General features: G+C 54.9%; 9 protein-coding genes and 1 pseudogene. 8 read left to right on the top strand and 2 right to left on the bottom strand.

Translation table 11 applies throughout. The features are described from left to right. Positions 1-265: 265 nt before the first annotated feature. Complete coding sequence (locus PGR6_RS08735; RefSeq protein ID WP_064616822.1) at positions 266-628, top strand: DUF6124 family protein; 363 nt, start codon at positions 266-268, stop codon at positions 626-628. Between the two features lie 192 nt (positions 629-820). On the opposite strand, the gene PGR6_RS08730 is transcribed toward PGR6_RS08735, so the two are convergent. Continuing rightward, complete coding sequence (locus PGR6_RS08730; protein ID WP_064616821.1) at positions 821-7,447, bottom strand: DUF3320 domain-containing protein; 6,627 nt, start codon at positions 7,445-7,447, stop codon at positions 821-823. A gap of 467 nt (positions 7,448-7,914) precedes the next feature. Here PGR6_RS08730 and PGR6_RS08725 point away from each other — a divergent pair, with 467 nt between their 5' ends. The 6 genes and pseudogenes from PGR6_RS08725 to PGR6_RS08705 all read left to right on the top strand — a co-directional run. Continuing rightward, positions 7,915-8,601, top strand: a complete 687-nt coding sequence (locus tag PGR6_RS08725; RefSeq protein ID WP_156523280.1) for a hypothetical protein — start codon at positions 7,915-7,917, stop codon at positions 8,599-8,601. A gap of 21 nt (positions 8,602-8,622) precedes the next feature. Further along, positions 8,623-9,120, top strand: coding sequence for a PAAR domain-containing protein (locus PGR6_RS08720; RefSeq protein WP_064616819.1), 498 nt, complete (start codon positions 8,623-8,625; stop codon positions 9,118-9,120). 58 nt (positions 9,121-9,178) lie between these two features. After that, entirely contained in the window at positions 9,179-9,802 is a 624-nt protein-coding gene (locus PGR6_RS29205) for a hypothetical protein (protein WP_218187810.1), read from the top strand. Beyond that, positions 9,799-10,143: a hypothetical protein gene (locus tag PGR6_RS08715; protein WP_237229585.1), complete on the top strand. Its 345-nt coding sequence runs from the start codon at positions 9,799-9,801 to the stop codon at positions 10,141-10,143. Before PGR6_RS29205 ends, PGR6_RS08715 begins: the two co-directional genes overlap by 4 nt. Positions 10,144-10,417: 274 nt before the next feature. Next, positions 10,418-10,657, top strand: a complete 240-nt coding sequence (locus tag PGR6_RS30325; RefSeq protein ID WP_237229584.1) for a hypothetical protein — start codon at positions 10,418-10,420, stop codon at positions 10,655-10,657. A 21-nt stretch (positions 10,658-10,678) separates the two neighbouring features. Then, a pseudogene (locus PGR6_RS08705) lies at positions 10,679-11,200 on the top strand (integrase); the annotation flags it as partial. A 192-nt stretch (positions 11,201-11,392) separates the two neighbouring features. Here the strand turns inward: PGR6_RS08705 and PGR6_RS08700 are convergent. Continuing rightward, positions 11,393-12,319, bottom strand: coding sequence for a LysR family transcriptional regulator (locus PGR6_RS08700; protein ID WP_064616817.1), 927 nt, complete (start codon positions 12,317-12,319; stop codon positions 11,393-11,395). A gap of 176 nt (positions 12,320-12,495) precedes the next feature. Here PGR6_RS08700 and PGR6_RS08695 point away from each other — a divergent pair, with 176 nt between their 5' ends. Then, on the top strand, positions 12,496-13,335 hold the full coding sequence (locus tag PGR6_RS08695; protein ID WP_064616816.1) for a pirin family protein: 840 nt from the start codon (positions 12,496-12,498) through the stop codon (positions 13,333-13,335). Positions 13,336-13,340: the final 5 nt, after the last annotated feature.

Raw genomic sequence — 13,340 nt, 5'->3', positions numbered from 1 at the left:
TGCGCCAGAATCCGCCGGCTTGTGCGCTTTGGGCTCGGGTTTTATCGTTTCCCGGTCACTGAAAAACAGTGATCGGGTTTGGTAGCCCGTTCGTATCACGGCGCACGGCATCACCTATTATGGTGGCCATGCGCGGGGCTCTTTCGAGGGCGCCGGGTTCCTGATGCGACCGGTCTACCAACCCGCGTATGGCCATCACCCTAATTCGTTTGGTAGCGAATGTGATGGCTCCCATTTAAATAAACTCGCATCAGGAGTTTCATCCATGTTCAAACCTACACCCAATCCGCCTGCCACAGACCCGACATCCCCCTACGAATCCCTCGATTCAAAAAAGCTCCACGAAGCCGCCGAACGCGCCCTCGACCACTACCTCAACCCGGCCGCCCAGATCATGGCCACGGCCAACGAACCCGAGCCCATGTACCTCGCCAACCCGAAGTACAACACCGAATCCCTGCTGGCCAACGCAAGCGAAACACTCGGCTCGGCCACCCTCATGCTCAACAATTTCGCGGCGCTGCTGGAAACCTCACATCGCAAGACCCTGCTGGGCATTGCGCAAGTGGTCATGCTCGGTGAACTGGCGGTGAACCAGGCGCTGGATCACGTCGAATTGAAGGAGTAATCGTCGTGCCCTGTGGCGAGGGTGCATACCATCGCCACAGAAACGGCACAAAGGCAGATTGAATAAATAGCCTCTGTTTGTCATTGGAGACTACAGAGTGCTCGGCCTCCGCCTACAGTACAGTAATGAACCGCGGAGTTTGCGGACTGCTCTAAATAAGGGGTACCTTCACGGCACCCCTCCTTCTCGCTACTACACTGTTTGACGTATGGCCTTTTCAATTCGCTGACGTCCCGCATGAGCAAGCTTGCTCACACCAACTTCCTTAGCGACCGCGTATATCAAGGCCTCCCCTTCGTGCCCCCGCCGCACCATCTCATCAACCAAAGCACACAGTTCTGGTAGGCAGATTTCAGCTAGCGCTCTCATGGAGTCTTCGTCGCCGGGCCTACGGAAGACGACACTGGTGTCCGACTCGATATGAGCGGGCCAGAAGAAAACTCCAGTTTGTTCCTCTTCATGCGACCGGAATCGTGCCCGGGCAATTTGGTCAACCCGATCACGAATCCGCGAGCCGGTTCGTACCCAGCCATGCGCCCGGGCAATGCGCCTTGCGAGCGCGGTGTCCAGAACCGGCCCCTCCTCCGCAACCACGTGAGCGATCATCTGCTCCAACGTTTCTGTGTAACTCGGCTCAAAGAACTGATCTGGATCGACCAACCCTACCGCTTGACGAGGATCGGCTTCCTTATAAACCGAATTTACAAAGGGACGAGCAAAGGTCAGGACATCTTCAACTGGCGTGATAGATGCCGCCTTGGCGTACTTCAACTCATCCAAAGCGCCTGAGGGATCATTGGCTTCAGCCACACCATCCGCTGCGGCGACCACAGCAACCTGATCCACTGCCTCAATGATCTCAGCCATAACCGCGTCGATTTTCAGTCGCTCAGCCTCTTGAGCAGCATCGATGACAGCCTGCTTGGCTCGGGACTCAGCAAGGATCTCGTTCAGACGTTGATGTACCTTCTCGGCAGTTCCAACTGCATCTATCCACCAGTCCGTCGACCATATCCTAACGATCTCCCAGCCAAGTCCACGCAGTACAGATTCACGGAGCTTGTCACGATCGCGAGCGGTCGCGCTGCGATGATAGGTAGCACCGTCGCACTCAATGCCGGCAAGAAATCGACCAGAAGCATCAGGATGAACAACCCCAAGGTCTACTCGGAAGGAGGAAACGCCAATCTGGGTATGAATCTGCCACCCCTTTTTGGCCAAGGCTGCTGCAACCGCCTCTTCGAATGGACTGTCGAAACCACCCACGCTACCAAAGTCAGCTTCTGCGAGAGCCCGCGGGCCACGCTCTGCAAACTCTAGGAAGTGTTTGAGGTCTCGCACCCCAATCGCTTGCGTACGAGCCAAATCAATGTGCTCTGGTCGGAGAGTCGAGAACACCACAAGCTCCTGTCGAGCACGAGTGATAGCCACGTTCAGCCGACGCTCACCACCAGGGCGGTTCATCGGGCCGAAGTTCATCGACAGCACACCGGCAGCGTCTTTCCCGTAAGTGGTCGAGAAATAGATGATGTCTCGCTCATCACCTTGAACGCTCTCCAGGTTCTTGACGAACACCGGCTCCAACTCGGACTCTGCGAAGTACGAATCGAGTGTTGGATCTTTCCGGCATGCCTCATCCAACATGTCCATGATGAGCTTCTGTTGCTCTCCGTTGAAGGTTACAACTCCCACGGTTCGCCTGCTTTCGCGGAAGACCGACGACTGAAGACGAGCAACCAGATCAGCAACTAAAGATCTTGCTTCGATCAAGTTGGTTCGCGCCCCGCCCTTGTCATATACACCCGGGACAGGGCATAGCCGTACTGCTTTGTCAGCTGTAAACGGTGATGGGAAGGTCACCAGCTTCGACTGGTAGTAACGCTGGTTCGAGAAAGCGATCAGACTCTCGTGGCGACTGCGGTAGTGCCAGCTCAGGTTACGCATCGGCAAGTTGGCACTGATGCACTCGTCCAGAATACTCTCGAGATCAGCTTCTACATCCTCATCTTCAGCAGTCGACTCAGCTCGGTTAAAGAATGAAGTTGGAGGGAGCTGTTTGGGGTCGCCCACCATCACTACCTGTTTCCCCCGGGCCATGGCGCCGATGGCATCCCAGACAGGTATTTGAGATGCCTCATCGAAGATAACGAGATCGAACGGTGTTGAGGCTGGCGGCAGATATTGAGCAATGGAGAGAGGGCTCATGAGTAAGCATGGCGTCAGCTTGGTTAGCGCTTCTGGCGCACGACTCATCAGCTCCCGCAATGGAATGTGCTTGGTCTTCTTGCCCATCTCATGGCGCAGGACTCCCCATTCTGAGGAGCGACTTACGCTGTCTTGGCTTGGTAGGTCGGAACACAGCCGAGCTCGGAGCCAGTCCTTGGTCAACTTGGTGAACTTGTCATCCAAAGTCCGGAAATCACGAATACGCTGTTCATGCTCCACGCTGACGAACGTCCGGATCACCTCCTCGTTGTCCACCGTCGTGTTCAGCCACCAGCGGGCATAATTCACTTCCAATACACGACGGACTTTTCCAGAGGTGAGGGCTCCTGTTTCCATCGCTTGAACAATCGGAGCCAGACCGACAGCGTAGGCCTCATCTCGAACCCTCCGCCAAGCGCACCATGCCTTGAGTCGCGATTCAGACGAGACGACAGTTTCGCAGTTTTTCTTGATATCACTTAGTGCCAGATGGGCAGTTTCGATGACGCCCATTTCGGTGAAATGACCGACTGCAGTCAGCTGCGCTGCTCGCGCCTGGAGTAGCTCAAGCTTTCCACGAAGGGTAACGCCGGCAATGGCTATAGCAGCTTCCGGCTCAAGCAGTGCATTACCATCCCCCAGCAAAGTTTGAAGCGGTGCTTTGTAGGCCGCGACCTGCTCAGGATTGAGTGCTAGCTTCGCCACCGCGGTAGCCATCTCTCCCTGGAACGCTACCGCCCTACGTACAACGTCAACCTTCGTTTTCAAGTCATTCCAGACAGGAACAATTTCTCGCAGATCAGCCAGATCCACCAACTCTCGTTCAACTACTGCTCTTTTCTTGAGCAGCTCAAAATCAGATTTTAACGACGAGCCACAACGCCCCTCCTCTACATACGGATGGTCGTCGACAAGCCGACCACGCTCTTCGATGTCACGTCGTTCAGCCTGGAAGCGTAGCGCTGCAATCAGCACGTCAACATCAGTGGTCAAACCGCTCCAGAGAGCGCTAGTTGCTGAGCTGAGATCAAACAGCTCACCTAGCCCGGCATCGAGTCGAGTCAGCGCACGCAGCCGGCGGAGTTCCTCCTTCAACTCATCACCAAGCTGGCCCTGCTCAACCAACTGCAAGTCGTCATCGATCCAAGCAGAATTATTTTTCTGAAGCCTAATGGCCTCTTGCAGCTTGATCGCTGCCGCAAGATGCGTTGCTTCGGATTTGGCACCTTGCCAAACAGCAACACACTCATGACCTGGCTCCAGCTCATCGATTGCTCGACGCACCGACCGAATCTCTACCCAAATAGCGAGATCCTTGCCATTGTCGACTTCACCTGTTGACCTCTGCATCGGAGCCAATAGACCAGCGATGCGGCGTTTTACGAACCAAGACTTAGGCCAGAAAGACTCCTCCGCGTCTTTCCACTCGCGCAGCAGCAGCTCGACATCAAGTGCTTCAATGGCGTCACCGTAGGACGCTGTTAGCTGGTGTTTGAGGTCGTCTATCTGTTCCAACAATGTGACAGCTTGCCCAATAATGTCAGTGACGCTTTGTGGCCAGGCCGGCCCTAGATCAACGAAAATAGCGCGGCGTTGCTGCAGCAGATCAATGCCTTGTTTAGCTTCAGCAACAATACGAGAGGGCCAGAGAGCTGAGAGCCTGGAGTTAATGTCCCGGTGCTCATCGACCCAAGTACAACCGTCACTCAGACGTTGAGAAATCGAGCGAGCATCGGGTCGAAGTGCGAAACGCCAATCCTGCCCAGCGGCAGCAGGAAGTGCTCGAGAAAGAATCGATAAACCCTCAAGCGCTGTAGAGGTGTATTCCATAATAGGAAGCCCGGACAGCTCAACAAAGCGATCAGCAGCTCGCTGGACCTCAAGCACAGCGGGCAGCACATCACGAGCGGCCTGCACGAATTGTTGCTGCCAATGAGGCGACCACTCTGCTTGGCCTACCGCAGACAAAGCGTTGCCTGCCAACTGGCTGTAACCCACAGCCTGAGCGTTCACTTCAAGGCGGTCGCCCAGCTCTCGAAGCCCAAGCATGGCCTTCTGATCATGTGTGTCCGGAGATGGCCAACCAAGTGGAGCTACTGCCTCGTCAACACCTGATGTCACCGTCCCGATGGCATCGTAGATGGTGTAGCCGTTGCGATGCCTGCGATGCAGACGCTCGACATAAATATTGAGGCTGTCACGCAGGGAAGCGAGCCGTTGTGCTTCCACCTCCCATACGGCAGCGTCTACCTGCCCTTTCGCTTCCCAAGCTGACTGCAACTGAGCAAGGACATCCGTTTTTCGAGCTTTGCTGGAGTGAAGTTCAAGGCAGAACTCACCCAGACCGATTTCACGCAAGCGCCGGTACACGACATCCAGGGCAGCAATTTTCTCAGACACGAACAGCACTCGGCGCCCTTGAGCTATCGACTGGGCGATCATGTTGGAAATCGTTTGGCTTTTACCTGTACCAGGTGGGCCGATGAGAACGAAGTCTTTGCCCTTGGCTGCTGCCATCACAGCCGCAAGCTGAGATGAATCAGATGGCAGTGGACAGAACACTTCAGTCGGGCCGTAATCACGGTCCAACGACTCAGCCTCCGGAAACGGGGTATCGGAGATGAACGAATCGCGTGGCGTATCCAGAAGGTGTCGGACTACAGGACTCTGTCGAAGGTGCTCTGCATTCTCGGCAAGATCCTTCCACATGAGGTACTTCGCAAACGAAAACATCGAGAGCACAACGTCCTCGTTCAGCTCCCAACCAGCGATGTCCTTGATCGCATGACCAACCTTGTTCCAAATGCCTGCGATATCCAGACCGGAGTCATCCCGTGGCAGCTCCTGCTCCAGCGAACCCAAGCCCAGCTCAAAATCTTGACGCAGCATCTCGATCAGAGTCGGGTTAAAACGAGGCTCATCATCGTGCAGCACCATGGTGAATCCGGAGCGCGCGCTCTTACGCTCCAAAGTGACAGGAACCAGGACCAGTGGCGCTTTGTATCTCTGCCCAGCCCGATCCTCACGCGTCCAGCTAAGAAAACCGATGGCCAGGAACAGCGTGTTGGAGCCACCTTCCTGCAAAGCAGTACGAGCACTTCGATACAACTCAGTTAGCCGAACATCCATTTCGGCGGACGTCAGCGCAACGAACACTTCCCTACGCTTGAGAGCATCTTCAGCATGACGACGACGAACATCTTCTCGCTCACGCTGCTCATAGAGCGCGCGCTCCCGCGGATCTGCTCCATCCATCAAGTCAGGCCTGGTAAGCAGCTTCAGCGCCTGTCCACTTGCAAGAATGTCTTCGAGCGCACCTGGATCAGGAGACTCAAGCTTCAGCGCTCGCTTACCCGTTTTGAAATTAAGCAAGTTATTGCGAAGCGACAGATCCAGAAGCTTACGCTGCCAACGGCCGAGGCGATCTGCTGGGTCGAGCTTGGACAGATCCTCAACCTGCACCTCAATGCTGTCATCGGAGATGCCGATCCCTTCCTCCACCAGAAGCGATGGTGCTTCATCAGTTTCAGCAACGGCAACACGCGCAAACTGAGCCTCTGAGCTGGCGAGTGGCTTGATACGTTGCAGACGGGCGCGACGAATATCCAAAAGCATTTCGAAAACACTTTCAGCGTCTTCGGCTATCTGCTTCGCTCCCCTTTCCACCGCATAAGAAAACGGTGGTATTGGGTTGTGGGTAACAAGGGTGGTCTCGAACAGCACGAGCTCCTGGAGCTTCACTCGCTTACGTATGGCAGTGACATCATCCACTAGCGCAGTTGTGAACTCCTCAGGCTTAAGCCACAAACCAACGAAGGCATGACCATAGGTGAATACGATCACAGGGTTCAGGCCGATCTGCTCCAATGCCGCACAGAAAAGCAGAGTCAGGTCGAGACAGGTGGCCAAGCCGGAGTCAGCAATCTGACTGGGGCTACGAATCTTCTGCCCTGATTGTTCGAAGCTAGCCGGTGGCAAGGCATAGTCGAGCTTCATGCGCGCCACCGCTCCCCACACTGCCGATGCCAACTGCCAGGCTCGTTTGGGACCACCTTGATATCCGTCAAGGGCGGATGGTTTTTCGCTAAGGCGAAGCAACTCAGCCGCCTGTTTGAGCAACCGTTCAACCGCTGCATCATTCGGCTGAACAAATGCTGCAGTCATATCTGGTATGTGCCGCAATCCGCCCCACTGGTTTCTGGGCAGAAGGTCTACGACCTGTTCAAGCCTAGCAACTTCCTTGCGACCGCTCTCCGCCTCCTTGTCATCGGCTTCAAGGACGAAGGTAAAGGTCGACATCTCTGCTTCTGTCAGACGACTCAACAACGGGCCGTCCAGGACAAGATCAAGCCCTGGTATGACCCGGAAGCTATCTGCAGCGATCTCGTCAATCCGCCAGATCTTGGACTTAAATACTTCGGGCACCGAGGTCAGGGTAAGCGTGGCATTGACGAAACGATCACTCGTCTCGTTCGAGATGCGAAGCTCGCGAATCACAGGGATGGCGTTCTGGAAATCTGCAAGGTTCAGCTTCGCCACCAAGGTGGCAAGGATTCTTACTTCTTTAGGCTGGACGTCTTCCTGGGGCGTGAGGGGCTGAACGATGTCGTCCATGTGCAACCATCCTTGTCGTTATGCCCAAGGGAGTGTCGGTATCGGCCGGCCTAGGAGCCCCTCTTGAGCTGATGGCGGGATGATATCCCTTCTAGTGAGAGCCGTAATGTGCCTTTGGTCGTCACTGATTTCTCATTCCATCATCGAATGTCCGCCTACGGAGACCGAAGCAGCTCAATTATCAAGCTGGGGTGGGGCAAATACCTAATTGGTATCACATTCGAAAAATCCATCCAGAACCAGCCGTTCTCTGGGGGTAAAACACCCATGCTTGCAGGGGCGCCAAAAAGCTATACGGAACAGTCTTTTGGGACCGCGCCCACCTGCAATCGATGCCGTACCGTGACTAACCGTGGAGGTATGGCTCACACAATCAGCTGTCAACCTAAATATTGTAAATATTATTGTACGCAACTTCTGCCTGAGGCATCCTTCGCGACGCAAATTTACATGGACGGTAAAATTGGATGCGCTCTTCACCTATGGACGTGCCTGCCCCCTGCGCCTGCACGCTCGATACCTCGCATCATCCCAGCGGCCTGAAAACCTCATTACGTCTTTATGGGCTAGCTCCCATCCTCGGGTTCAGCGACACACCTGCGAGCACACCGGTTGAAATTCTTTGCGCGGCGTCCGGCAAAGGCAAGGCGATCCGGGCCTTCGTTTCCAGACTGGACGCGGAGTTGGTCGTCAGGTCCATGCCCGGCACGGGCTATCACGTCGTACCGCTGGCGCAATTCGACCCCACTGGCTTTATCCAGCAACACCAGGGTTGGCTGACCGTCCACATCACCTGTGGTTTTTCCTCACAGCGCGGTACGTTACGACTTGCAAATGGCGACTTGCCAAGCTTGGGCTGGTTTATCCATGCCCAGACTGGCCCCTGGAGCCCGGGGCGCTTCATCAACTGGGGTGAAGAAGTCGCCGAGATACTGATCGACGCCTACCGCGGCGCTGGCATGCCTAATTACAACGCCTGGCTCAACCAGCTTGATGCCTATTCCATTCAGGCCATGGACAACTGCGTCGAAATCGCCTGGCAGGCGTTGTTGGCCTGCCGCCCCATGCGCGAAAACTACCGAGCGCTGTTCAACCCCATGGATGAGTGCTGGAGCTTTTTCGGCTCGCCCATCGACCACTATTACCCCATTTGAAACCTTGAAAAGGAACTTCCCATGAGTGGCAAACCTGCTGCCCGAGTGACAGACCCCACCAGTTGCCCACTTCCGGGACATGGCACAAATCCGATTGCCAGCGGCTCCCCCAATGTGAACTTCGATGGCCTTGCCGCCGCTCGCATGACCGATAAATCCGCATGCGGTAGCCCGATCACCGGTGGCGTCAGCGCTACGGTTTTCATCAATGGGCTGAATGCCGCAACTCAAGACAGTACCGGTGGCCACGGCAACGTGGTTGTGGGTGGATCCGGTACGGTCATTATTGGCGACACCGTCGTACCAGCCCCCTTCAGCGGCCTGCTGCCGATGCCAGTGCACTTCAGCGACAAGTTCAGACTAGTTGACCAAGACTCGGGCGAGCCTCTACCCAATCTTGATTACGCCATCCAGCGCGCTGACGGCAGCATGGAACATGGCGTAAGTGATCCGATGGGGTATACGCATGTAGTGAGTTCGCACCTGCCCGAAACAATCAAACTGTTTCTCGAGGATTAAGGCATGGCAGCAGATACTTTTCATATAACCGTCAAAATCTATCTTGGTGGCTTTTATCATGGCTGAAGTGATTAGCAAAAATGGTAGAAAAATGTCTCCCGTAGCCACAAGAACGGTGACGCCCGTTAAAGACTCCACCCCAAAAACTGTATCGCTAGACGCCAAGCAACAGGTAAGACGGGCTGAGAATGAGGAGTATTTGAAGAATAAGAACGTGAAGGCATTTTTGGATACCATTGCCGAATCCGAAGGTGGTAACTACCACGCGAAATTTGGTTATGGCTGGGCACCGGGTTTTAAAACTGGAAAATGGACTTTCAGTGATGAGTCCACCCATCCGGGGGCAGGTTACGGCGGATCAACTACGGCATCCGGCAGGTATCAAATTACGAAAAATACATGGAAGTTACAGTGCATTTCAGCAATGGGCCTATCTGACTTCACACCGCATACACAGGACTTGACTGCAGTCGAAATTCTCCGCTCTGTGCGTGCGATCGACTCACTCGTAAATGGCGACATTAACGATGCAATACGCAAAGCATCTGGACAATGGGAATCTTTACCGATGGGCCCCGGCCAAGCGAATCGCCCACTTAATGGACATCCATCCGGTCAACCGTATATGCCGTATGACGATGTCTTAACCACCTACAAGAAATTTGGCGGCACTACAAAATGAAACTACACCCTATTGCTTGCATTCTGCTTTGTTGCGTTAGCGTTCTTGCGAACGCAACAGATGTGCCGATTAAAAAAGGAATGTCCTTCTTAAATGCACGGAAAGCATTGATCAAACATGGCTGGAAGCCAAGTTTACCGAATGAGATGCAGCCGGTTGGCACCGCAGTAATACTTAAAAACATGGGTATTATTGAAGTCGAAAGATGCACCCAAGGGGTGCAATATTGCGAGTTCAATTATAAGAAAAACAAGGAATGCCTAGGCGTCACCACCACTGGTGAAGAAGTAAAAGACATGATAATTGATGGCTGGGGTTTCAAGTGTCCCGAGACAGATTAGGGGCATCAATATCAGTCCGCTATTTTCGGGCCTTGCTAAGGGTGGATTCTGTGTATTCAGAGTTTTTGGCGAGCTACAAATCGGCTGAAGGGATTGTCAAATAAAGGCTTCGATCCTCGCGCTCGTCGTACTTTATTGCATTGGCACCAGCGCAACGTTTGCGGATGGCTCGCAGGCGACAAATGACAGGCGCGGACCGGCAGGCATCGCCGTCGGTGAGCCCCTGGTCGCGGCCAGGGCCAAGCTCGTCAAACAAGGCTGGAAGCCGACGCGGATGCATACCACCGATGGCTATGAATACAGTGGCGTGGAGCGGGAGCTGGCTGCACGCAAGCTCTTCGAGGTCGATACCTGCTCTTTTGATAGCTCGCGTTGCATCTTGTTCTACTCAAAGAACGGCGCTTGCCTGCACGTCGACACCATGGGGGAGCAATTCAATGACATGACGGTTACGCGATGGGCCGATGAGTGTCCTGACGCGCCTCCAAAACCAAGCAAGCGCGGCGCGGGATAGCAATCGACCATTTTGCGAGGCCTCACCCTGATCATCGCCCAGCGCCACACCGACATTCTCGATATGCGCTTTGATGGCGTTCGGGAGGGATACCTCTATCTGGTGCAGAAGAAGACGGCGAAGCCCAGTGACGCAGTGTGGATTCGCTTTCGAGTGACGCTCGAGTTGCAGGCAGTTATCAGTCGCTGCCGTGATGACACTGCGTCACCGCACCTGATGCACCGGAAGCCCGATCGCCCGAAACAGAAACAGGCGCAGACCAAGGACCACTGGACGAAGGTTGAGGATCGGTATTTGACGCGAGCGCTCAAGGAGGCCAGGGAGGCGGCGAACTGCTACGCGGGATGGAAGAAAGAGGAGATGCCAGGCTTTCACGAAGTGCGAGCGCTGTCACTGCACCTGTACAAGAAAGCCGGAAAGGACGGGCGGAAAATTGCAGGGCATGCGAGCGTGGGGATGACCAAAAACTACCAACGGGACCACGAAAAAATCGTCTGGTCTGAGGCAATTCCAGACCTGAATATCAGCGAAATCACCGGGTAGTTTTGCGCGTTTTTTGCGCAGGCACAAAAAAGCCGATCTAGCTGATCGGCTTAACTATCTGATTGTACTCATGAAATATGGTCTTGACGGAGTGATTCGAACACTCGACCCGTAAATACAGATGACGTGACTAATGGTGGAGGAAATTACTACCCGTCCCGCTGTGTGAAAGTCATAAGCCCAAATACCGTGTCAAACCTGCTCAGGTAAAACCCTTGCTGGGAATGCTTCCACTTTTAGCTTCTCCATCACCAGTCCTATAAAGGCTGATACCGCCAACGGCAAATGTTGCCGACTGGGATAAAGCACATGCAGGCCGTATCCAGTGCGATGGTAATGCGGTAGCACAGGCACAAGGCGGCCAGCCCGAAGATCGAAATCAACTATCGTGGGCGGCAGCAACGCAATACCCAAGCCAGCCACCGTGGCCTTACGCAATGCCTGAGCCGTGTTTCCATTGAAACGGCTGGTAATCTGCACGTCTTCCTCAACACCGTTCGGCCCATTAAGACGCCACGTGGTGACGCCGCTAGGATGGCCGAAACTCACACAGTCGTGATTGACCAGATCCTCTAGCGTAGCGGGCACACCTCGGTTATTGAGGTACTTGGGGCTGGCGACCAAACCTTCATTGCCTGCTCCAATGAGTTGGCGACCGACGTATCCCGAATCCTGCAAAGTGCCCCCTCGAAACGCAATGTCGATCCGATCAGCGATCAAATCGGCGCGCGCATCACTTAGCACGAAGTCAAGCTGAACCCGTGGATGCAAGGCTAGAAAATCGGCCACCCATTCCATAGGGAAGAAGTCGAAGAAATCAGCCATCGCCGCAATGCGCACGATGCCACTCGGCTCCTGGTTTCCCGTCATTAATTGCTGTCCGGCATCGATCAGGCCTTCTACCGCGCCAGAGCAGCGGTCATGAAAAGCCTGACCTGAATGGGTAAGTGTGAGCTTGCGCGTGGAGCGCTGCAGCAGCCGTGTGCCGAGCTGCGCCTCGAGTTGTTGAACGCGCCTGCTTAAGGTGTTGGGCGGCATTCCAAGCTGCCGCGCCGCTTCGGCAAAGCTGCCGTTGCGTACCACTTGTACAAACAAGGCGACGTCATTCAGGTCAATCACTTTATCGCCACCCCTTCGTTAAATGGATTGGTTCAATCCAATTATGCCATCTAATAAAGCAATCCGAAGACGCATATCCTTCAGGCATTGCTGCATTTGACCTCCCAGACAGCCAAAGCGCTGCTCGATGACATTGTCTGGTGGGCCCAGGCGCTCAAACCCCCGAGAGAAAACATATGACCGCCACCGTCGCTGTTCTGCAACGCGCCATTGTCCATCGCACTAAAGGCAGCACCCATGGCCCTATAACGCGGCTTATGAGCCCGGGCGATCTGGGCGAGCTTTTAAAGCCTTTCATTTTCCTTGATATTTTCAGTTTGAACGCCAGTCGCGGTAAGTCCAATTTCGGCATGCACCCGCACTCAGGGATCGCGACGGTTACCTTCATGACCAAAGGCGACGTCGCCTATGAAGACACCACTGGCGCGACGGGTGTGTTGCTTGCCGGTGGTGTTGAGTGGATGCGCGCCGGCAATGGGGTTTGGCACGACGCTACGCTAGCCAACGAGTCCTCAATGCAGGGATTCCAGCTCTGGGTGGCACTACCGCCGTCGTTGGAAAACGCCCCCGCGCTGAGTGTCTATCTTGCGCCCTCCCAAGTTCCGCAATCAGGCCCGGCGCGCGTGCTCCTGGGCCGCTACGGTAATGCGCAGAGCCTGATTGAAGCGCCGAGTGACATGAACTATCTCGCCGTGAATTTGAAAGACGGCGAGCGCTGGCGGTATACCCCGCCGTCCGGACACACCGTGGCCTGGCTCGCGGTTAATGCAGGACGGCTGGACACAGGGGGCCTGATTAATGCCGGCGAACTCGCCGTATTCGAGGAGTCCGAGCAATACATCGATTTCGTGGCTCAAGGCGAATGCTCATTCGTACTGGGCTCAGCAGTGAAGCATCCGCACGAACTGGTGACGGGCTACTACTCGGTACACACGAGCAGGGCAGCTCTGGCACAGGGCGAAACTGAGATACAGCGCATCGGCGAACGCCTGCGGCAGGAGGGACGACTGAGCTAGCCCCT

The sequence above is a fragment of the Pseudomonas sp. GR 6-02 genome, from assembly GCF_001655615.1.
Lineage (GTDB): Bacteria > Pseudomonadota > Gammaproteobacteria > Pseudomonadales > Pseudomonadaceae > Aquipseudomonas.
The sequence above is the reverse complement of the archived record's forward strand: the minus strand, read 5'-3'. Positions and strand labels throughout refer to the sequence as shown.